The sequence below is a fragment of the Olivibacter jilunii genome (assembly GCF_900607235.1).
Classification (GTDB): domain Bacteria; phylum Bacteroidota; class Bacteroidia; order Sphingobacteriales; family Sphingobacteriaceae; genus Olivibacter; species Olivibacter oleidegradans.
The window spans coordinates 22,665-46,206 of sequence record NZ_LR027850.1 but is presented as its reverse complement, the minus strand read 5'-3'; the positions used below and the strand labels follow the sequence as shown (position 1 = coordinate 46,206).

15 protein-coding genes are annotated in these 23,542 nt (G+C 43.6%); 3 read left to right on the top strand and 12 right to left on the bottom strand.

Annotation, left to right across the window (positions count from 1 at the left end):
• Window positions 1-15: 15 nt before the first annotated feature.
• Entirely contained in the window at window positions 16-930 is a 915-nt protein-coding gene (locus E0E36_RS11605) for a phosphodiester glycosidase family protein (RefSeq protein WP_130856092.1), read from the top strand.
• A 238-nt stretch (window positions 931-1,168) separates the two neighbouring features.
• On the opposite strand, the gene E0E36_RS11600 is transcribed toward E0E36_RS11605, so the two are convergent.
• The 4 genes from E0E36_RS11600 to E0E36_RS11585 all read right to left on the bottom strand — a co-directional run bounded on the left by E0E36_RS11600 (window position 1,169) and on the right by E0E36_RS11585 (window position 11,970).
• The gene (locus E0E36_RS11600; protein WP_130856091.1) at window positions 1,169-2,740 is read right to left on the bottom strand and encodes a DUF4832 domain-containing protein; all 1,572 of its coding nucleotides are present in this window, start codon (window positions 2,738-2,740) and stop codon (window positions 1,169-1,171) included.
• Between the two features lie 89 nt (window positions 2,741-2,829).
• Window positions 2,830-4,476 carry a RagB/SusD family nutrient uptake outer membrane protein gene (locus E0E36_RS11595; protein ID WP_207303753.1) on the bottom strand — a complete coding sequence of 549 codons (1,647 nt, stop codon included), beginning with the start codon at window positions 4,474-4,476 and terminating at the stop codon, window positions 2,830-2,832.
• 31 nt (window positions 4,477-4,507) lie between these two features.
• On the bottom strand, window positions 4,508-7,534 hold the full coding sequence (locus E0E36_RS11590; protein WP_130856089.1) for a SusC/RagA family TonB-linked outer membrane protein: 3,027 nt from the start codon (window positions 7,532-7,534) through the stop codon (window positions 4,508-4,510).
• Between the two features lie 380 nt (window positions 7,535-7,914).
• A complete protein-coding gene (locus tag E0E36_RS11585; RefSeq protein ID WP_242627188.1) occupies window positions 7,915-11,970 on the bottom strand; it encodes a hybrid sensor histidine kinase/response regulator transcription factor in 4,056 nt (1,351 codons plus the stop codon).
• Between the two features lie 265 nt (window positions 11,971-12,235).
• On the opposite strand from E0E36_RS11585, the gene E0E36_RS11580 reads away from it, so the two are divergent.
• On the top strand, window positions 12,236-13,237 hold the full coding sequence (locus tag E0E36_RS11580; protein WP_130856088.1) for a FimB/Mfa2 family fimbrial subunit: 1,002 nt from the start codon (window positions 12,236-12,238) through the stop codon (window positions 13,235-13,237).
• A gap of 66 nt (window positions 13,238-13,303) precedes the next feature.
• On the opposite strand, the gene E0E36_RS11575 is transcribed toward E0E36_RS11580, so the two are convergent.
• The 6 genes from E0E36_RS11575 to E0E36_RS11550 form a co-directional block, all read right to left on the bottom strand.
• Window positions 13,304-14,884, bottom strand: a complete 1,581-nt coding sequence (locus E0E36_RS11575) for a RagB/SusD family nutrient uptake outer membrane protein (RefSeq protein WP_130856087.1) — start codon at window positions 14,882-14,884, stop codon at window positions 13,304-13,306.
• A gap of 14 nt (window positions 14,885-14,898) precedes the next feature.
• Entirely contained in the window at window positions 14,899-18,168 is a 3,270-nt protein-coding gene (locus E0E36_RS11570) for a SusC/RagA family TonB-linked outer membrane protein (protein ID WP_242627187.1), read from the bottom strand.
• 215 nt (window positions 18,169-18,383) lie between these two features.
• Window positions 18,384-19,391 carry a FecR family protein gene (locus E0E36_RS11565; RefSeq protein WP_130856085.1) on the bottom strand — a complete coding sequence of 336 codons (1,008 nt, stop codon included), beginning with the start codon at window positions 19,389-19,391 and terminating at the stop codon, window positions 18,384-18,386.
• Between the two features lie 248 nt (window positions 19,392-19,639).
• Window positions 19,640-20,275, bottom strand: a complete 636-nt coding sequence (locus E0E36_RS11560; protein ID WP_130856084.1) for an RNA polymerase sigma-70 factor — start codon at window positions 20,273-20,275, stop codon at window positions 19,640-19,642.
• A 595-nt stretch (window positions 20,276-20,870) separates the two neighbouring features.
• Entirely contained in the window at window positions 20,871-21,083 is a 213-nt protein-coding gene (locus tag E0E36_RS11555) for a hypothetical protein (protein ID WP_130856083.1), read from the bottom strand.
• A gap of 318 nt (window positions 21,084-21,401) precedes the next feature.
• Entirely contained in the window at window positions 21,402-22,043 is a 642-nt protein-coding gene (locus tag E0E36_RS11550) for a DUF6266 family protein (protein ID WP_130856082.1), read from the bottom strand.
• Window positions 22,044-22,220: 177 nt separating this feature from the next.
• On the opposite strand from E0E36_RS11550, the gene E0E36_RS11545 reads away from it, so the two are divergent.
• Window positions 22,221-22,415: a hypothetical protein gene (locus tag E0E36_RS11545; protein WP_130856081.1), complete on the top strand. Its 195-nt coding sequence runs from the start codon at window positions 22,221-22,223 to the stop codon at window positions 22,413-22,415.
• An 81-nt stretch (window positions 22,416-22,496) separates the two neighbouring features.
• On the opposite strand, the gene E0E36_RS11540 is transcribed toward E0E36_RS11545, so the two are convergent.
• Complete coding sequence (locus E0E36_RS11540) at window positions 22,497-22,772, bottom strand: helix-turn-helix transcriptional regulator (RefSeq protein WP_130856080.1); 276 nt, start codon at window positions 22,770-22,772, stop codon at window positions 22,497-22,499.
• A gap of 40 nt (window positions 22,773-22,812) precedes the next feature.
• The gene (locus tag E0E36_RS11535; RefSeq protein ID WP_130856079.1) at window positions 22,813-23,538 is read right to left on the bottom strand and encodes a LytR/AlgR family response regulator transcription factor; all 726 of its coding nucleotides are present in this window, start codon (window positions 23,536-23,538) and stop codon (window positions 22,813-22,815) included.
• Between the last annotated feature and the right edge of the window lie 4 nt (window positions 23,539-23,542).

Sequence of the window (23,542 nt, the reverse complement as noted above, 5' to 3'; positions counted from 1 at the left end):
TTAACAGCATCAAACATGAAATTGAACATAAAGCAACAGGCACTATGGTTTATTCTCGCCCTTAGCTCCCTCGCAAGTTGCGAAAAAGACGAAAAGGGCACCATCCGGGTGTTGGATCACACACGAAGCGAACTGACCCTTCGCCTGCAAGAAAACAGCACGCTGATTCATCGCGTATATAGCGATACGACCTTAGAATTATACCCGGGCGTGCAGGAGACGGACATTCACTACCAAGATATAAACGGCCATACCATGCGGATATTTATAGTAGAGGCCGACATGAATCAGTCCACTATTCAATTACATCCCTTAACACCCAACGGCGCAACCGCCTATGGCCGTCAATCCGTTCCAGAAATGGTAAAACATGTAGATTCGACATCCAAGGTGCTTTTTGCTTCCAATGCCGACTTCTTCAACGCCACAACAGGCGAGCCGCGTGGCATTGTATACTTATCGGGGCAAGCCATTCGTAGCACCATCCCGGCGGGCTGGACCTTTTTCGGTGTCAGCAAATCAGGTCAATTAATGCTGGGGGATGACAGCGATTATAAAGCACAAAAAGCCGAGATCTTCCATGCACTTGGTGGTCATCAACGCGTAGTAAAAGACGGTGAACCGGTAAGCCACACCGACGCTTCCGTAGAACCTCGTACCGCTGTAGGATTTACGGCAGACAATAAGTTATACTTTATGGTGGTAGACGGAAGGAAATACGACTATTCTTACGGCATCAATTTCACCGATCTAGGCAAGCTCATGCATGCCTTAGGCGTCAAGGAGTCGATCAACCTCGATGGTGGCGGTTCGTCCACCTTTCTCATAAACAATCCATCAAGTACATCATACGAGATCAGAAACCGCCCATCGGACGGAACGCCGCGGGCAGTTGCCAATGGATGGGCTATTGTGGCTACCGGAAATTAGTTGTTGGTTTTTAGTTACCGGTTGTTAGTTGTTGGTTATTAGTTACCGGTTGTTAGTTGTTGGTTATTGGTTATGAGTTGCCGGTTGTGGGTTTTGAGAAGAAACGCTCATAGAAAAAAACCTACTTAACGTTTCAACTACTTAACAACTCAACGTCTCAACGATTTAACAACTTAACGGATTAACGGTAGCCGTTAACCAATTAGCCAATTAACCAATTGGCTAATTGGTTAATTGGCTAATTCACCCGTACATCCAGTAACTTTAACCATCCCTCCGTTGTCACCTCATCGTCAACCGGAAGCTCTATGGCCGGTTTATTCCCTTTGGACGTATCCACTATCGCTACAGCCCAGGCATAAGTGCCGGCGGGCAAATCTACCGTTGGTTTGAAATCATAAGACACCGGATTTCCGATTAACCAATTGGAAGGTTCGCTGTTGGTATCTACAAACACCTTTTTCACCTGGTTATTCCCGTCCAAAAGTGCAAAAGCAACCTTATACTTGTAGTTCCATTGCGGGATATTATTGGGAAAATAACCCCAGCCCATATTTTTCCAACGATGGCTAATAGTTACCTCCGCTCCACGATTGACATTTTCAGGTAGGTATAGCTCATCGGGATATAATCGGTAACCACCTTCAGACACAAAACGCCGGACCAATGTGAAGGCTTTCTCAAACCAGGAAGCGGTTTCCCCACCAACACGAAAATCCATCATGTTGACATGTGCTTCGGCCGATGCGTCAAACTCTCCCTGTCTTACATCTTCGGGATGCCCCTCGCGGTATTTACCACTTGGGTCAATCCAATAGCGGTGTGTGCCCGTGGTAATCCAACCGCCCTCCATAATAATTGGTCGTTTATAATTCCATGTTTTAGCAAACTGCTTTTCCCAGCTTTGATAATAATCAGTCATACCGAAAGCATCGTGCCGCAAGCTGTATCCTTTGTTAATCGCACTCGCTAATAATTTGTCGCTATTCGCATTGGGGGCTCCCCAACTCGCCGGATGCCCAACCAATCGGTGGTAATTAATCACCAAGGGAACCTTGGTAAAGGTTCGCGCGTACAAGTCGGTCACCCAATTAAAAACCTCCTCTTTAAGTCTTTCTGTATTTTCACCCGTAGAAGTCGCAGGATCTTCATAGATCACATTATGCGCCTCTCCCCATTTGCCTAAACCATAAGCATCAATAAATGCCGTACGATCCGGATCGTTAAATTCGGTGGCTAAAGCTTCGATAAACTTGGCATAATATCGTTGGAAAACAGGATCCTGAGGTATGGGGGTTTTCCGATCAGGAAATCGTGCGTTCTCTAAATAATATTTCGCACCGGCGTCGAAGACAAACTGTGGTGTATTGGCGCCCTGATCACGTCCATCTACTACAATACGGAAAGCGATGGGCACACCCCGCTTTTCCGCTCCTTTGATTAATTTTGCAATTCTGGAAGTAGAATCATTCCAGGCATAAACTCCGTCGCTCGGGTTCAGGGATGCCCAGCTGGTACGGACATAACAGGCCGAGGCGTAGTCGATGGCCTTTACTTTTTTACCTAAGTCCGGTACATAAAATTCCGTATCCCAATACGATTCATCGGCGGTACGCGCCGCGTACATCACCCAACCATTTAAGGGATTGCGCAACACCGAACTGTCGTTATAGCTAGGTTGTACAAGCGTATTGTCTCCATGATCGCTTGTTGCATAATTAGTAATTTCTTTCGAGCAGCCAAATGACTGAAAACCGAGAATCAGCATCAACGCAGATTTGATGACCGTCTTACCATCTAATTTTGTCATAATTTTTACTTAAAGATTTATATTAAATTGATTTATGGAAATAGCATATTTACGAATCGTCATAAGTGTGTATCATTCGCTATCCGCGTCTATTGGCCATATCCGGGATTCTGTGGGAATTCAGCATCACGGTTCGCATCGATAATCACCTGTGGTATCGGCCACAGCGCATGATAATCCTGTATTTTACCTTTGATGGCATTGTTGTACATCCTTACGCGGTCAACCAGCTTCTTGGTACGCACCAAGGTAAATCGTCTACTTTCCTCTCCTACTAATTCCCGGATACGCTCATCCAACAGAAAGTCCATCGTCATCGCACCGGCGTCGATTAAAGACGCCCCCGCACGTGCCCGTATTACATTGACCGCCTCGGCTGCTTTGGCCGGGTTATTTTGCCCTAGGTAAGCTTCTGCAAGCAACAAGTAGGTTTCCGCTAAACGAAATTTCATGCGGTCTTTATAACTGCCGGTGAGGCTTAGGTTCTCAGCCCGGCCATAGAAAAACTTCGTTACCGCAGGGAATAAGGACTTGGTTGTGAACCAGGTTTGTTCCGTGATAGTCGCTTTTTTACCGTACAAGGAGGCCTCATTTACGTTGTTATAATACCAATTGCGTTTAATATTATAGTTCGAGTTGCGTATGTCTGTTGCATCAAAAATACCGGCAACATTACCTGTAGCATTGGTTCCTTGAGTGCCTACCCACCATTTCATCGGAACGATTTGCGCCAGGCCACGTCCACCTAAGGTGTCGGCCAGCACAAAACCTAACACATCCTGATACTTGGGATTCCACGCCCTGCGTGTCCAATCATCCGAGTTGGTGCCCCCACCTACCGTGTTAAATTCAAACTGCAATACCCAGATGCTTTCCCGGTTGCCACTTGATTGCCTATTTTGATTATTTTCGATAAACAGGTCGCTAAATACATCCCCGGCCGTATTTTGTTTGGCTCCGAAACGATTTTTCATCAACTCATAGCGTCCGCTATTAATAACGGCTAAGGCAGCTTGTTCAGCCAGTTGGTATTCGCCCTGTAATAGGTACATTTCACTCAATAAGTGATAAGCCGCCCATTTCGTCAATTTACCATCTTTAACCTGATCCGGATTTTCCGGAAGATGTTCCGCTGCAAATTGCAGGTCAGCCACAATATGCTCCAGCACTTCAGCTTTGGGTGTCCGGGTAAAATTCAGCTGAAAATCATATAAAATAGTTTCTACATACGGTACATCTCCATAGAGGTACACCAGCGTACGGTAAGCGTAAGCGCGAAAGAATCGGGCCTCAGCCTGAAAACGTGCTTTATCCGTCGGCGCATCCCAGTTTGTGTTTTGATCCGCATATACCAGTATTTCATTTGCCGAAGAGATCAGGTGATAAGCCCAATTCCAATAGGTTGTTACAAACTGCTGGGAGGGCGTCAAGGTCAGGTTAGCAAAAGGCATCAACGAAGCGTCGCTGTTGATGACATCCACAATATCCGTTGCCGCCTGCAAGGCTTCATACGGACAAGCACCATTGTGGATATAAGCGCCCCCTTCTCCATAGGTATTATACTCCGAACGGGTCAATGCATATAGTCCCGCACTGCCCACCTCAAAGCCATACGTACCGGTAAAGGTGTTAGTAGGTGCCAGCTCTGTCTTCAAGTCTTCTTCAAGAAAATCTTTACACCCATTCAGGGAAATGAGTGTTATAAAAGCTAAGCTTATTTTTATAAAAGTCTTCATTTGCATATGTTTAATTCCGTATTCCTATTGATTAGAAAGTTAAATTCAGTCCGAGCATATACGACCGAGCCATCGGAAAAGAGGCCATCCAACTGTTATCGTAATTGAGCACCTGTCTGATATTCGAGAAGGTATGTAGGTTATTGACACTCACATTCACATCAATGGCGTTTAAGCCCACCTTACGAGCGGTTTTTTGCCCGATCCGGTAACCGAACGTCATGTTCTTAATCTCTACATAGGAAACCTTTTTATAATAGCCATGCCCAAAGCTATTGGTATAGCCCGGAGAAACGATGCCGGCTGTTGGGTTTTCAGGTGTCCAATAATTGGCACCATGTACATAATTGGTTATTCCAAAAGTCCACGAGCCAAAATTAGCCAGGTTATCATCGCGCCAAACACCAAACACACCGTTTATCAGACATGAAAAGTAAAAATTCTTGTAGTTTATCCGATTACCTATTGAACCGGTGAAGCTTGGCATTTTGGATCCGATAATTTTCCGATCATTCGCGTCAATGTATCCATTACCATCTACGTCCTCCAACCTGGCAGATCCCGGCTCCGCACCCGTCTGGATTTCGCGCTCCTTTCCGTTCGCGTCGGTGAAAGAATACGTATCACCTGCTTGCCAGATTCCCACCATGTTGTAATCATAAAAAACCCGTAAAGGTTTATCGATAAACCAGTTATTGGCAATATCATCTAAATGGTCGCCCCGTAGTTCAACGATTTTATCGCGGTTTAGCGAAAAATTAACATTAGAACTCCATTGAAAATCTTTTTTTTCGATATTCACCGAGTTCAAAGCTATTTCAATTCCTTTATTGCGGGTTTCCCCTACATTGTCCCAGATTCGGTTATAACCATTCATAATTGGCACCGTCCGCATCATCAGCAAGTCTTTGGTTTTAGATCGGTAGAGGTTAATAGTGCCCCCTAGGCGATTGTTAAATAACTGAAAATCCAGACCGATATTAGCCGTATAAGTCGTTTCCCATTTCAGGTTCGGGTTACCAACCCCATCACCCGCCAGATACGCCGTATTCACCGCCGTACCACCATCGCCCCAGATGTATTTCACGTTCGAATAAAGGCGATCCAGCGTTCGATAAGCCGTGATTGCCTGATTCCCATTAGCTCCATAAGAAGCCCGCAATTTTAACATGCTCACCCAATCAAGATTGTCCTTTATGAAATGCTCTTCGCCCATATGCCATGCCAGGGCAGCAGAAGGAAAAAAAGCGTATTTATTATTCACGCCGAAGACCGAGGCACCATCGGAGCGGCCCGTTAAGGTGGCCATATATTTACCTTTATAGGCGTAATTCAGTCGGAACATATACGACAACATTGCTGTTTCAGACAACCCGGACGACATGGTTATATTGCGTTCGGCGGTATTCATCATATAATAGCTCGTATTGTCAGTCACGAATCCATCCCCACTCTGGGCAGCGCTGATGCTTTTATTCTCCTGTATACTAAACAGCGCGGTTGCGTCAAAACGATGATTATTGATTTCGCGTTCATATTTGAGCAGATTCTCCCAAGTATAATTGGTTGTATGCCCATTGCTAATACGGGCGCTTCCACCCACTTGTCCCGCTTGCTCCCTCCCGATAAAGGTATTACGTCCATAATAGGTGCCTGTAAAATTGCTTCGGTAATTGTATCCGTAATTGGAACGGAATGACAAACCCTCTATCGGTAAACGAATATTCGCATAGGCACTGAGGAAAAAATTCCGATTCGTTCGGTCTTGATCCGCATTTACGTTGAGCATGGGGTTGGTGATCAGTGAATACTCCATCGGCTCGTACACATAATTACCCGCGTCATCTTTGTATTTTCCGTAAGGGCTCTGCTTGATAGCATGTTCGATATTCGGCGTAACACCACCATCCTCTCTTTGTACAAACTGAACACCTATGCCGGTTGTCAACCAATCGTTGAACGTTTGGTCGATATTTGTAGAGAGGTTATAGCGCGTAAGTTTTGAATTATAAACTACACCTTCCTGACTCAGGTAAGCTGCCGCGGCCATGTACTTCGTTTTTTCTGTTCCACCCGATATGCTGAGCTGGTGATCAGTGGTCAGTGCCTTCCGGAAAATGTAATCCTGCCAATCGTGAGTAATGCCTTTGATGTAGTTCTCCCGCTCCGTAAGACTGATGATATTTCCGCTCACCGGATCGAGCAGCTCGCCGGTATAACCCTCTCTTAAACGACCGATATCCTGTTGCAGTTTGATGTATTCCTCCGGCCCCATCACGTCAATCCGTTGCATCGGTTCGGCCATTCCAAGCTGCGCTCGGTAAGCCACTTGCGGCTTTCCTTCCATACCTCTTTTAGTCTGAATCAGTATAACTCCATTAGAGCCCCTCGACCCATAAATTGCCACCGCCGAGGCATCCTTTAATACCGTCAGGTTTTCAATGTTATTGGGATCGAGATCCGTTAAGGAGCCACTATAGGGAATTCCATCCAGTACAATTAAAGGCGAATTACTTGCTGATAGTGAATTCTCTCCGCGGATGAGCAGCGTTTGGTCTTGCCCCGGTGCAGCATTGGTGGTGGTAATGCTAAACCCGGCTACCTGCCCCACCAATCGGTCCATTAAATTGTTGGTAGAAACCATTTCCAATTGTTCCTTGCCAACCACTGAAAGACCGCCCGTCACGTCTTTCTTCTTCATGCTGCCATAGCCCACCACCACCACTTCATTAAGTTGCTGCTCGCCCGCCATCGTTATATTCATTATGCCGGACGGATTTACTGCCACTTCTTGGTTGATATAGCCGATATAAGAGAAAATCAGCGTGGAGGATGGCGAAGCTTGAAGCCTATAGTTTCCATCTGTATCCGTTACGGTGCCTGTACGCTGGTCTTTAACCCGAACGGAAACACCTACAAGGGCTTCACCGCTTTCATCAACCACTTGTCCTGTAATTTTAATCAGTTGTTGTTGCGAATAGAGAGGCGTACCTGACAGCAAAAAGAGAGCAAGTATCGCCCAGAAGCCTTTCAGCTTGATGCGATTTTTTTTAATCATGTAAATTTAGATTTAGAAAAGGTTAACGTTAAAAAAGCAGTTACTTCTTATGTCATCCTATATATTTAGGTACGTGATGACCGTTTATTTTGTTGGATATTATTTTCTATAGGCAAATAGATTTTATGGTTAAACTTAATTTACTATCGGCACCTGTTTAGGTACTACGATAATTGGCTTACGCTGCAAAACTAAGCGAAGCCCTTAATAGGGATGGTATTGATTTGTACGGAAATGGTTCTATTTTGTACGGGGCAGTTTTAAGTTTTAAGTTTTAGGTTTTAAGTGGGGCTTGTGCTACATTCTCCACAAAATTCATCACTCATCACCCATCATTCATCACTATTCCCCTACTCAACGATTCAACTAATCAACTAATCTCACAACTCAACTTTCTTCCTAAACTCCGTTGGGGTCACTTCAAATTGCTTTTTAAAGCAGATGCTGAAATACTTGGGACTATTAAAACCTGTCAAATAAGAAATTTCGGATATGGTAAGATCGGATTGTTCTAATAATTGCGCGCTGCGTTTAAGTCGTATATCCAAAATAAACTCCTTAATCGACATGCCGAGTATGTCGTTTATTTTTTGGTATAAGAGCGTGCGTCCGATTCCCATATCAGACACAAAGGATTCGACATGATAATCCATGTTACTCATATTTTTTTCGATGTGTTCCATCGCCCGTCGAAGCAAGTCTTCGTCGGCTGAAGAAATGGTAATGTTTGCAGGTTCGGCAATATATTTTTTACTATAGGACGCCTTCAGTTCATTTTGGTTTTTTATCAGGTTATCTACCTGCTTAAGCAGATAATCCATATCAAAGGGTTTATCTATAAATACATTCGCTCCACTTTCCAGTGCTTTAATTTTGTTTTCCGCATGCTTACCCAACGCCGATAGTACAATGATCGGGATATGACTCGTTTTGATGTTGGAACGGAGTTTTCGGCAGACAGCAAAGCCATCGGCTTCGGGCATCATCAAATCGGTAATCACCATTTGCGGAAATATCCGTTCGGTTTTTGCGATGCCCTCATAACCATTGCAGGTAGCATATACATTATAATGCTCCGATAATCGTTGCTCCATATAAGAGCGTAGGCTGGGGTCATCTTCAATGACAACGATACTATTCGCTTTACGCCTTGATTTATCAACCGCTTGTGTCTCTGCCGATTCAACCAACATATTGTCTATTTCTGCTATCGTATATTCATATGATCCCGGCTTATCTCCCGTTTCCTCGGTATTAGCAGTAAATGGCAAAATCACCGTAAAAGTAACGGTAGAATCGGCCGAGTATAAGCTGACTTTCCCCGCTAAATAGCTAACCAATTCTTTTACAATGGACAGACCTAATCCGGTACTTTTTTCAAAAGCCGGCCTTCCGATAGACAACCGGTTGAAAGATTCAAATATCACGTCTTTCTTATCGTCCGGAATCGTCGCGCCGGTATTGGTAATAGCAACTGAAATATAATCGCCGTGCAATGGCGGAGTTAGTCCGTACGCTGCAAGTTCTTCCCGTCCCGCTCTCTTTATTTTTACACCAACAAAGCCATTTTCGGTTGTGTATTTTATAGCGTTAGAGAATAAATTAGTGAATATCTTTTCGATTACATCGTAGTCAAATTTCGTATAGAAACTCTCCATTTCGGATTTCAAATCTGTTTCGATTCCCTTTTTATTGGCATAAAGTTCGAACAACGAGAAAATATCGCCAATGTACCGGATAATATCGCCCAGTTGCTGATTAACCGTAATTTTTTGACTTTCTATTTCTCTGAACTGGAGCAATTGGCTGATCATTCGTTGAATGCGATTTACGTTCTTTTCGATAAGCTGTACATAAGTCGCCGCAGATCGATTTTCTTGTAAGGTTTCTTTCAATTGTTTCAAGGGGTCGACTACTAAGGTGAGCGGTGTTTTCAGATCATGCGAAATATGGGTAAAGAAATTAATCCGCGCCTGCGTCAGTTCTTTCATATTTTGTTCTTTGAGTTGCTCCATTTCAAGCCGATGCTCGAATATCTTTTTATTGGTGAAATACCTCCAGATAAAATAGATAATGAATAGTACGAGTAACATATAGGCGATGTACGCCCAGACAGACAAAAATGGAGACGGCTTTATCCGGAAATACAAAACAGCCACATCATCGCCCCATAAACCGTCGTTATTGGCAGCTTTTATTTGGAAAATATAGCTTCCCGAAGGTAAATTAAAAAATTGAACCGACTTCTGACCTCGGGCGAGCGTGAACCATTTATCCGAAAGACCCAACATCCGATAAGCATATCGGTTTTTTTCGGCTTGCAGGTAACTATTAGTGGAAACCCGTATTTCTATATTCGACTGTTTATGAGAAAGCACGATTTTGTTGTCCCTATCATCTGCATAAGAAAGGGTAGCAATGTCTTGCTTTAGCAGTGCATTTTTGTCTCCCGGAACTGCCTTTTTGTTATTAATCAATAGATCGGTAAAAAAGACTTTCGGTTTTTGGTTATTTCGTGTGATCTTGCGGGGTGTAAACATAATGAACCCATTGGTTCCACCAAATAACATTTCGCCTGTCGAGGTTTTAAAACACGAACGTGCATAAAATGTACCGCAAAGATTTGTAATATCAACCGGAAATTTGCTAATCCGTTTGTTACCGTCTTCATAACAGTATAATCCGTCATTGGTACCGAACCAGACATCCTTTGAATCGCTATCTTCCAGTATGCCAAAAACGGTTTTTGCCGATAAGCCTTCCTTTTCGCCAAAATTGACATAGCTTCCGTTGCTGTCCAACCGGTTAACCCCTCCCCCACGTGTTCCAAGCCAAATAACCGAATCTGATGTAACGGCATAAGAACAAAGATTATTTACAGCATAAGGTGCGTTAGCTATATAGTAGTGTTTTAAAATGCGTCTGGTGCGAACATGTACAATATACAATCCGCTATGTGTTATGAGCCATAGCTGATCACCTTTATCCCGAAAAAGAGTTTCAATCCGCAATCGCATCGCCTTCCCCTTGGCATCAACGAGCGAGACGACTTCTATCTTTCCATTTTTTGTATTCTTGTATATCAATTCCGCATCCGGATCCGTCATCCAAATACCCGAATCAGCTTCCATGGCGAAATCGTAGACATTAAGAGGTTGTGAGCTTATCGGATGATTAATCGGCAATTCCACAAAACGATGTCGGTGCTCATCAAAATGGGCCACTCCCCCGTTAAATGCTGAGCTTTGCAAGCTCATACTATTTTTGTCGTAGTGCAGGCTTTTAATCATATTCGATCGTATACCACTTTTATTTTCCTGCGTGTAATATGAAAAATGGTCTGTTTTTCTATTCCAGTAATTTACGCCCCCACCTTCTGTACCGATCCATAAATTACCCTGCGTATCTTCTTCAAAGCAGCTGACGATCGGATGATTTAAACCTCCTAAAGTCGGTTTGAAATAATTGAGATCATTATCGAAAAAAGTCATGTAAGCCAATTTCCCTCCATACATACCGATCCATATACCCCCATCCGGATCCGGATAAATAGACCAAACCGAATTATTTGGAAGCGAGTGCGGATAATGCAAGTTGGATCGAAGCAAACGTGTCTCTTTTTTAAGCGGGTCTACCAAGAAGAGACCGGATTGCGTGGCGACCCATACAATATTTGATGCATCCAAGTAAAGGCTCTTAGTTGTGGCTGACTTTCCGTCACCGAGAGCGAGTGTGTACTGTTTTTTTACCTTCCCTTCCCGGTCGCACTCAAATAATCCGTGGCTATGCGTCAGTATATACGTCTGCCCCTGATGCACGATTAAATCCCTTATTACATACTCTGTGTTTCCCAGATCAGCAAATAAATGGTATCGTTTAGTCTCTTTATTTACCCGGTACACTTTTCCTTTTGAAGCAACATAGGTGTTATTTTCGGTGTTTATTAAAGCCGATATGGCGAGCTTTGATACGAGCGGATATTCGGTTATTTCAGCTAAACGATCCGGATGGAACGATTCGATTTTATTATTTCTGACCAACCAGATCATCCCATCTTCAGCAACCAGCAAGGTACCGATATTACCTTCCAATATGCGGTCAAACCGTTGGCTTCGGTAATTGAAGCGTAGCAGTCCGTGGTTTGTAGCCACGTATAATCTTTTAGCCTGATCGGTAATTACTTGCCCGTAGTTCCAGTATTCGCCAGGCGAATAGCTTGTAACGAGGTCATTCATCTGTATAAAAGAATGACCATTATATACAAACAAGGCGTCATATCCGCTAAACCATATTCTACCTATACTGTCTTTGGTAATGCTATGGATACCTCCGTAGTAAGAAGTCTCCGGCATGGCATGAAATCGATAATCCGAAAGAGAAACGGCAAAACCGGTCCACGGCAGTAAGAAGAAGAATAGGAAGATCAACAACCTCATAAACGAAACAATTAGGTTTATTTTAGCAAACGTAGCGACTACGTAAAGCAAAGATAGCATATTACGGTTAGCTATTAGCTATCAGCAGTCAGCTTTCAGATATCAGCGCAAATGATTACAGGAGCAGTAGCAGGCACCCATACTTATTGCGTATAACTTACAACAGCAATTAAATTTCCCATTAATAACCAATTATGCATATATAATTGTTCACCAAAACAACTTTAGCTATAATTAAATTGCAGAAGAAACTAAAACAAAAATTATGAACAAAAAAAGTCTACTATTTTTAGTCACGCTGTCCTTAATAGTTCTTTGGAGCAGCTGTGAAAAAAATTCAGGAAGAGACGAGGTCTTGCCTGAAGCAGAGGGTAAAAAGTACGAAATATCGTTTAAAGTAACGGCTTTCACACAAGAGGAAGAACCATTACCACCAAAGGTTGCATCAACAAAAAAAAACAAAGTAGCGGCTGCTTCCGATAACCCTGAGCTCGACGACGCGATTGAAAACTATATCCGACGGTTAGATTTTTTTATTTATAATAGCCAAGGTGAATTAGTTGAGCGATTAATCAGCCCAAATGAATACTCATTAACAGGCAAATACAATGAACGTTATTTCGAGCTGGAGGCAGGCAGCTATACGATGATTGTTGTTGGATCAATGGGAGGACTGACCTATGGAGATACTACGAAGTATGCAACAGCTTACTTACAGCCCAAGCAGGAAATCGAAGATGTTTTTTATAAAGAATATAAATTCACTGTGAACGAAACGGATGTAAACACAAACATGATTAATTTAGAGCGAATAGTGGGCAGTCTGGAAGTCAGGTATAGGACCTATCCAATAAGGAATGTCCAAGCTGGTCTCCCTTATATTTTCGCAAACTCCGTAAGTCGCTTTCCCTTTGATCCGAATGGCAGCTATCAATATCTGTATAGTGAATTTCCAGCTGATGGAATGAACTACCCTGGCTATTTATTGCCGAAAATTTCCGGAGAACTTGAATTTGGGCGTCCCGTTGATGTTGTTTATCGCGGTTTTATATTGCCAAACAGAAGTGGGCAATTTAATTGCGATCCGGTAATGGAGATACCAGCCAGTCGTTCGGGGGACATCACCGAACCTGACCTGGGTGATGTGACGATAAAGCCCAATGTTAAGGTAATCCTTACCGGTGGGGGCTATGCTTCGCAAGGTGGTGAATTTACTATAATCACTGCTGATTCAGTTTGGGCAGAAACGGTAAGACAAGAATTTTAGCGCTCAAGTTAAACTGGTGGGGCATTACTAGACACCCCACCAAAAACATTAATTTATAGCAATTAACTACCACCCCGGATTTTGCGTGATGCCACTATTCAACGAAATTTCGTTAGCTGGAATAGGCCATAAATAATCTCGGGAAGGGTTGAAATTTCTTGTTTCGACCAACACATAATTATTATAATCACTGCGACTGCTATCGAAGTTATTGAAGATTCCTAAAGCCCTACCTGGCATAACTTGCTCCGCAATCCGCCACCTGCGAATGTCAAATAGCCGGTTATCCTCGACAGGGAATTCTACATGGCGTTCCCTCCTAACAAGCTCCCTTAACGCGTTTTGATCGGGATGCGTAGCGGTTGTAGCCGCTGGCATGTTAACGCCATTCCGTTGCCTTACCTGGTTAATTGCGTCATAAACCGATTGATCGATCTGGCCGCTTTCGATTTTTGCTTCCGCATAGGTTAGCAGCACTTCCGCATAGCGCAAGATCATGACGTCTGCCGCTGAGCTTGTTTCCCATCCCCCACTGATGGTGGTAGGCACGTATTTTTTATAGTAGTAGCCTGAGAAAGAAGCATTGGACTGTCCGAGTGCGTCCGGCGATCCCCGTTTGGTAATATCAATTACCGTATTGTTAACCTGTGTACCGGGGACCACAATGGTTAACGTTAAACGAGGATCGCGATTTGCAAAAGGACGGTTGGCATCATACAAGGGTGATTCATCAATCGGCAACCCATCCACACACTCATAAGCATCTACCAGTGATTTTAACGGCACAATCTGCCCCCAGCCGGCAAGACTAGGTGCACCGATCCAAGTGGCATTGGGGTTAGGGTACACATTGGGTAGGTACTGTGCAGAGACAATAATTTCTCTACTTTGCTTATTATCACCGTTAAACAAACTTAGGTAATTATTGTCGATTTGATAGACACTTAAATCCATCACCTGCTTGGCCGTTTCAGCCGCCTCCTGCCAACGTTCGTTATAAAGCTCCACCCGTGCTTTTAAGGCCAATGCCGCGCCCTTGGTAATCCGTCCGTACTCGCTCGCTGCATAAGTTTCCGGTAAATCATTACTAATAGCACTGAGTTCATCCAATATAAATTGAACAACTTCAGCCTTCGGTGTTTTTTCGATATCAAACTCCTCCGGTGCTTGGATGTGGGTTATCAAGGGTACATCTCCAAATAAACCCGTCAGCTGTTGATACGCGTAGGCTCGTAAAAATCTTGCTTCGCCCAGCAGACGTGCCTTGATGGCCGGATCGAGATTCGGTACACGGTCAATATTGTCGGTCACATCATTAGCCCGGGCCACCTGTTGATACAGATTTTTCCAGAAATTGCCGAAGGTACCGGTACCCGGCGTGGCGCTGCCATTGGCAACAAACTGAATATCCACCGGCCAATTACTCCACGAGTAACTGTCATCAGTGGCACAAGAAATAAAAAAACGTTCGTTCGAACCTAAATAGCGATAAATTTCGGTTACCGCGCGTTCCGCGTCTTCTTGTGACGACCAATAGGTTGTATTCCCCAGGTTATCCAGGGGCTGTCTGTCCAAGTCTTTCGAACAGCCGGCCATGCAAAACAAAATGGCCGCTGTCAGTATTTTTATATAGCTTTTATGTATCATGTTATTGCTGGATATTAAAAGTTTGCGTTTAAACCAAAAGTGATTGTTCGTACCTGCGGATAGTACCGAATATCATTCGGTGCTTCCGGATCCACATCTTTCGGTAAAGAAGAAAAAGTTAACAGGTTCTGGCCGGTAGCGAAAATCCGCAAGTTGCTGATAAATGTTTTTGCTAAAATGGATTTAGGCAACCGATAGCCAATCGACACATTCTTAAGCCGCAGATAGGCGCCACTTTTAACCCAGAACGACGAAGGTTGATAGTTTACCGCAGAGGTAATCAACCGGGGGAAGGCCGCATCCGTATTTTCCGGTGTCCAGCTATCTAACCAATTACTGCGAATATTACCGTCCAGGTTTTCTCGGGCTTTCTCAATATTCAAGGTATTGACGTCTACCTTTCCTACCCCTTGTAGAAAGGCACTGAAATCAAAATTCTTATACGACGCGCCCAAGTTAATTCCGTAATTATAACGAGGAATATTGCTACCCAAATAAGTAAAGTCATTCACAATATCAAAAACTCCATCATTATTCAGGTCCTCGTAGATCAAATCGCCCGGCCCAACGGACGGAGAAATAACCGCATGCTGCGCGACCTGTTCAGCCGTTTGGTAAATGCCAGCCACCTGATATCCGTAAAAGGCACTGATAGGCCTACCGACGAAATTACCTGTCGCAATATTATTGCTATTGATTGTCACTTGGTCAGCCCCTTTCAGATCCGTAATCTCATTACGCACATCCGAAACGTTCAAACCGATGCTGTATTTAAATTCATCACCCAACTGGTCTTGATAATTCATAGCAAGCTCCCATCCCGAATTCTTGACAGAAACTGCGTTTTGTACCGTTGGCTCCAAGCCTACCGACGAAGGAATGGGCAAGTTGAACAAAATGTCCTTTGTTCTCTTATCGAAGTAATCGAAGGTAACATTCAGTTTTTTGAACAAGGTAAAGTCCAATCCAAAGTTGGCAATATTGGTGGTTTCCCAGGTAAGCCCACTGTTCGGATAATTCCGCAAACCCGCGGTTTGATAAAGCACACCACCTATCGGATAACTATTTAAAAAGTAGTTGGATTGATACGGATAATTACCATCAATATTGCTTCCTAAGGCTCCACCGCCGAGTGCATCATTACCCAAGATACCATACGACGCTCTCAGCTTGAGATCCTGCACAAAAGAAACATTTTTCATGAAATTCTCCTGCGATATCCGCCAACCGGCAGAAGCAGAAGGGAACCATCCCCAGCGTTCACCATCCGAAAAGCGCGAAGAACCATCCCGACGAATGTTTGCCTCAAAAAGATACTTATCGTTAAACGTATAATTGACCCTACCGAAATAAGAGATCAAGGTATATTGCTCCGCACTACCGGTAGCTACCTGACCATCGGCGGCACCGGCATCAATCTGACTTAAGTTGCCATTCGGTAAATTGAGTCGCATACCACTCAAATTGTCCGTATATTGATTTAAATATGAAGCTCCACCGAGTAATTTGATATAATGTTTAGAGAAGGTTCTTTCATAATTGGCCAAAGCCTGGTAGTTCTCGTTGCGGTATCCCGTATAAATCTTACGGATGTCGTTCCGACCGATCGGTGCATCCAAATTAACATAGGTAAACTGCTTTGTATGTTGGCTATTATACATCGTCTGCATATTATTCGATGCAATAGCACTTAGCGTCATGCCTTCAATGGGACGATAGTTAAGCCGAAGATTACTGGTATAAAGTTGGTCTTTTAAACTATACAAACCACCCTCTTCCTGTAGACGCAGCATATTATTTTCGCCCCGCAAAGCCCGCCAATTTCCATTTTCGTCTTTACTCGATTGGATCGGCGTCACTAAATAAGCCTGGCCAAACTGAAACCAAGCAGCATCTCCGCTAGGTGCCTGCGGTTCATCCCTATTGGCAATACGGGCAGAAAGATCTGCATTGAAGTCGAGCTTATCCGAAATTTGAAAATCGGTATTCAGGCGCAAGGTAAGGCGATCGAAATTCATGCTTTTCACCAACCCGGCTTGGTCAAAATAATTCCCCGAAAATCGATATTTCGTTTTTTCGCTTCCCCCGCTGAGCGATACATTATGTTGTTGTTGAAAGCCTGAGCCCGACAAGACATCTCGGTACCAATTATTGTCCGGATAAACAATCGGATCCCGATTAGGATCATTATAGGCATTAATACGGTCTTGCGTAAACTGTTCGGAGCCACCGGAATTTGTATACATAAGATTCACCAACCGCATATAATCCTGCGCACCTACAAAATCCGGCGTGCGAATGGCCTCTTGCCATCCAAAATAATTACCATAACTAACTTGAGGCTTGTTCGCAGCTCCTCTTTTAGTCGTCACCAAAATCACCCCATTTGCTGCACGTACGCCATAGATAGAAGCTGCGGCGGCGTCTTTCAAAACAGATACCGACTCAATATCGTTGGCATCAATGTCATTCAAGCTGATGGTATTATCATAACGGACTCCATCGATTAACACCAAAGGACTATTATCATTTAAGGTTCCCAAGCCACGTATACGCAATGCACCTTGGTCGCGCCCCGGTTGCCCGCTACTGGTGGTAACTGTTAAACCAGCCGACAAACCTTGCAAGGCTTGAGATGCTTGCCCAACGGGTTGTCTGCTGATATCCTCTTGTTTAATGGTTGCAACCGAACCCGTCAGATTCACTTTCTTCTGCGTGCCATAGCCAACAACTACTACCTCATCTAAGCCCTCGGCTGCCAGTTGCAGCCCTGTTCTCAGTTCCTTTTGCCCGGTATAAGCCAATTCAGTCGTTTCATAGCCCACATACGAAAACACCAACACCTCACCATTCGCTATGTTGACCTGATAACGGCCATTAGCGTCCGTCACCGCTCCCCTGTTTATCCCCTTAACACGTACGCTCACGCCCGGCAACGGGTTCCCCGCTTCATCTACCACCACACCGCTTACCGTTTGTTGCTGCATGGGATCGTTAATAACGATCAGATTATTCTCCAACAAGGTATAAGAAATCCCCTTCTTAGCTAGCACCCGATCCAATATTTTCAAAACCGACTCTTGTTCGGCTGTTATATTGATATCATTTTTGGTGAAGATCGCCTGTTGGTTAAAGACAAAACGAAAATCCGTTTTCGTTTCCAGTTCATTCAGCAGATCGGCAATACTGACCGATTTCAGCTTCAGCGATACCCTGCTTTGCGCTTTCACCGCTGAGTATGCCTGAAGCTGCACCAGCAGCAACAGGATCAAAGTAAGTTTCATGGTTATTAGGATTTGAAAAAGCATACGCTTTCTAATAACACCGCTTAGGTGCGAAAAAAAAATCATATTTTTACTAGAATTAAGTTAAAGCCAGCTTTCGCCAAAAAGCTGGCGCGATTTTGATTTAATTGTACATCTTGTGGAAGCTGCCTGGGGCAGCTTTCACTTTTAGGTTGGGGGTATCGTTCCGTTCATACTTAGGTGGTTGTTAAAAATTAGTCATATATCATTATTTTATCCGATGCTTGTTGATAGCTAAAATTACTGGCCATTTTCAGCGCTCTTAAGATCTGGCCAATATCTTCTTTCTCAAAGACGGCATTAAAGCGCAAGGCAGGCGCCCGCTTTCCCTGAAATTCAATTTCGACACCATATTTTCTTTCCAATGTACGGGCCAGCTCTTCAAAGGGCGTATCCTTGAACACCAATTTATTATCCAGCCAACTGGTCTCCACAGAAAGCGTGTCTTTTGGATGAAAAAAAGAGATGCTCGACCGTTCGATTTTCTGCTTGGAGGGAGCAGCCTCCTTGGCTACCGGGTTATAGATCGTTAACTTTTCCGACGGTTGTAGACGAACCGTTTTCTCTGCCTCACCTTTCAAGGACACTTCTACAACCCCTTCAATCAAGCTGGTTTCCGTTTTATTTTCATCGGGATAAGCCCGCAGATTGAAGGAAGTGCCCAAAACTTTCAAATATGCATGGTGTGTACGCACAATAAAGGGACGTTTCTCATCTTTCGCCACTTTGAAGAAAGCTTCACCTACTAAGTAAACTTCGCGCGTGAGCGAATCGAAAGTCTTTGGATAAGTTAAGCTGCTCGCCGCATTCAAGGTAACGCTCGTGCCATCTTCCAACACCCAGGTCCGTTGCTGATTCGCTGTAGAAACCTCCTGATCCGGATTCCGCCCCATCTGATAGAACCAAAAGGCTAAAGAAACCAGAACGAGCACGGCTGCCGCTGCCGTTAAACGCCATAAAAAACTCGGGATTAGCTTTTTAGGAGCAGCTGGCAACTCTATCTTACTCAGTACTTTATTAAACAAGTCTTTATCGCGATCACTAGACGTTTCCTTACGATTCCAATACTGATGTAGCAGTTGATATTCCGCCTTCAGCTCGCTGCTACTTTCCAATAAACCCTTAAGCTCAGCTGCTTCTTCCACAGTCAGTTGATCACTCAGTTCCTTTGCTAATAAATACTCAAATCGTTGATGCAGCATAAAATTAAATGGAAGAGATTCAAATAAAAAATCGGTCCGTATTTTAACAGACAGTTTTTTGACAGGAAATGCGTACAAGAAAGAAAAAAAAAGTTATAAGTTTTATGTTATAGGTTATAGGTCTAAGGTAGGATTTCTGCTACTGCAACTATTTAATACTTCTTAACGACTCAACTATTCAACTACTCAACTATTCAACTATTTAACGACTCAACTATTCAACGACCCAACTATTTAACTACTCACAGCTAACCCCTAATACCCCAAGAGGCAAGAAATAAAAAAAGCAATGTAAAAAGCTTATTCTTTGTAGCAAAGTAATCCCGTTTATTATAAGCTTGTAGCCATTCTCGTAATTTTTGAATTGCCCGACGCATGTGAGTTTGCACCGTTCTTGGAGAGATATCTAACAGATCAGCCACTTCCTGGTATTTCATACCATCTTCCTTAATCAAACGAAAAACGAGCAAGGTCTGTGTAGGTAAACGGGCAATGATACCATCCATTTTCATAAAGAACTCTTTTTTTTCGAGTTCGCTGTTCGGATTACTCGCGTCTACCAATATCACTTCATCTGTTAGACTGGTTTGTAATTGCAAATGAGAGTATTGTTTCACATGATTCAGCGCCCGGTTTTTTACTGCCATAAAGAGGTAGGCTTTCGGGTTTGTGACATGCTGCAATTCGGCCCGTTTATTCCAGCAGGCAACAAATACATCAGAAACAATTTCTTCCGCAGCATGTTCATGATGGATGATGGTATGACAAAAATTGATGAGGTTACGGTTCAACTGATGAAAGAGGAGTTCGAACGATTTAATATCATTCGAAAAGCATACTTGATCCCACAAGTATTTTAGTTGCACGTTAGGTTGGTCAGTCATACATCCTTCTCGAACGTCAAAGATACACTTTATGATGAAAAAATCACGCTCGTTCCAGATTAAGTTACGATCAGCAGTCAGTATTCAGCCATCAAGACAAGCCATTACAGTGGTACGCGCCAGTTGCACTAGCACGAGTTCCTACTTAAAACCTATCACTTAAAACTTATAACTAAAAAGCTATCAGCAGTCAGCTTTCAGTCATCAGCTTTAATAATGTATTATTACAGTGGCACGGGTAATCGCAATAGCACAAGCTCCTACTTAAAACGTATCACTTAGAACTTAGAACTAAAAAGCTATCAGCAGTCAGCTTTCAGCCATCAGCTTTAATAATGTATTATTACAGTGGCACGGGCAATCGCAATAGCACAAGCTCCTACTTAAAACCTATCACTTAAAACTTATAACTAAAAAGCTATCAGCAGTCAGCTATCAGCTTTAATAATGTATTATTACAGTGGCACAAGCAGTTGCAGTAGCACAAGCTCCTACTTAAAACGTATCACTTAGAACTTATAACTAAAAAGCGGGCATATAACCATAACCACCAGACAGAAAATAAACACCCGGTTGTGCAACCGGGTGTTCACTTCTAAGGCCTATCTTCTTTTGTAACGCTTGATACCGCCGAAGCCACAATACCGGCCGTAGCGAGGTAACCCGCAATGGTAGTTACCGTTGCCGGTAAAGCGATCGGAGCAGCCAATAGTGCCCCCCCTATCGCTCCTAAAGTTAATCCGATCGTTCTAATTTTTTTAAAGAACTTCGGTGTTGGGGATTTGATTCTTTTTGTTATTTCGTCCATTTTCGTTATTGGTTATTCGTTATTGGTTGTTCGTTGTTGGTTATTGGTTGTTGGTTATTGGTTGTTGGCTTTCGGATGTCAGCTGTCGGCTTTACGCTGTAGGCTATAAGCGTTAGACGCTATTAAGCACTGCTGCTACTGCCACTGCTACTATCCAGCCATCACATTGGCTCATCATCACATTGGCTAATTATTTCAGGCTTTCGGATGTCAGCTATCAGCCTTATGCGGTAGGCTATAAGCGGTAGGCGCTCGCAAAGCACAACTAAACTCGTCAGCGAAAGCAAACCGACCGAGGTCGGTTCGCTTATGCGCAGTTTAGGACACAGTGATCGATCCTGCGTATTGACTGTTGGACGTTACAATACCTTCACGGTGTGCCATAATTACCCACACAGCGAGTTCATCGCCGGAAAAGACCGTTGGCAGTTCGATGCTTAGGTTGCCATCGGCCCGTGTGGACTGCTCCATGATATCAAAAAAAGCTTTGTTTTTGTTGTATACCAGTACAATCACCTCATCATCGGCAAAGGCCGTGAATCTGTTCATTTTAGGTTGCCAGGTTAAGGTAGCTTCGCCAGGGCTTGTTTCCGCGAGTTCCAGACCAAAAAGAGGTGCCAGACGTCCACGACTCAAATTCACTTGCTCATAGGCAATTTCCAAATTCGGATAATCTCCTACTACCCCGTGTTGCAACATTTGCCTAAGGGCAACGTTGTAACCGGTCGCCTTCGTCTGCTGCAAATCGCTGAAGCCGATGTTCAGCAGGTCCTTAATCGGACTTAAGAAAGCGACCGCCATCCCAAATTTCGCTCGTTGCGATAACTGCGCATCCGTTGCCGGTTTATTCGAAGGTCGTGGCAAACTTCGCATGTAATCAACCGAACGCCATCTCGCGCCGATGTTGTTACCTACCTTACCTGAAAAAGCACCATTGATTCCCTTTAAAAATTTTCCCATTTGTTTTCTTTTTAAACGTTTTACAAATTTTCAACTCATTCAGACACATGTATATACCGGTATTTCTGTATCCTTGACGCAAACATAGGTCGACAGAACAGCCTCGGCAATTAATGATTGGAGATGACAGGAATTGATAGCAGGTGATCGTAGATGACAACATACAATCATTTAATAATGGGATTTATTTTTTATTTTAAGCAAAGAAACGGCGGTCTTGGAGCAGACGGGAACCAAGCAAGTTCGGCAAAAAATCGAAGGTCTTCGAAGGCTCCCGAAGCCTTGTCGAAACCGCTCGAAGAAAACTCAATAAATTGCCGAACAGCACAAGGAACAAATTCAACGGAAAAGCGAAGTGTAGCCGAAGCCTAAGCAACGGATTGCCGAAGCAGTCTCAAGCCAGTGTCGAGGCAGTCCCGACCATCTGTCGACGGCAACTCGAAGAACCGTGAACTAAATTCTACCGCGTCTTTTGCTTTCTTCCAACGCTTCCACCAAATCGGCTTCATAGAAGTAATGTCGGCTCCCCTTCATCCTTGGTTTAAGCGCCCCCTTCTTCACAAAGCGATAATAAGTAGCTTCACTGATATTCAATTTATTCATTACATCCTGTGCACTTAACAAACGTTCGGGCAAATGTTGACGAGGCGATAAACACTGCTCAGTGAGGCTTTCCAGAAACTTATGAATTTGCACAACGCTTTGAATCAATAGGTCTATCTTATTCATATGGTTTTAAGGTTAAAATTAGAAAGGCAAAACCCAGGAGCTAGAGCTTATGCTCATTTAGCCAGTCAAAAAAATCTTTTGCAAGATGTTTCATCCGAGAAATCGGAAAAGGTTCAGCTACGTGATATAAATAAACCTTAGCATTTGCATAGTTTTTATAATATTCCGTACCAATAACAAAAGCATTGGAAATACGGACAAAAAGGTTCTTGGGCAAAGCGCGATAAACCCGCGTCAAGGATTCGCTCACCATAATCTCCTCTTCCCGCAGTACAAGTTTTACCCCACCCTCAACGGCTTCCATATAAAGGATATCTTCAAAAAGGATTTTATAGTTTTTTAGCTTATCTTTCGCATTCACGAGAAAATAATCCTGTGCAATCCGTGTACCGTTTAGAATGGCATGAAATTGCGACTCACGTAAGCGGGTAACCACGTCGAAGAATCGCGCAAAATCGACCGGCTTAAGCAGAAAGTCCGCTACCCGATGCTCGAAGCCATCGTAAGCATACTGTCGATGAGCCGTGCAAAGCACCACTTTTGTACCCGGATTTACCCATTTAATCAGATCAAAAGCAGTTAACTCAGGCATTTCCACATCCAGAAATAAGATATCCGGTTGGTATTTCCGTAGTTTAGCAAGAGCTTCCGTAGCATCATTCGTTTTAAAAAGCAGCCGAACGTTCTGCATTTTGCTGAGGTATGTATTTAGCAGGTGTACCGCTTGGGGATCATCGTCCACAATACCGCATGTTAAGATGTCCATGTTT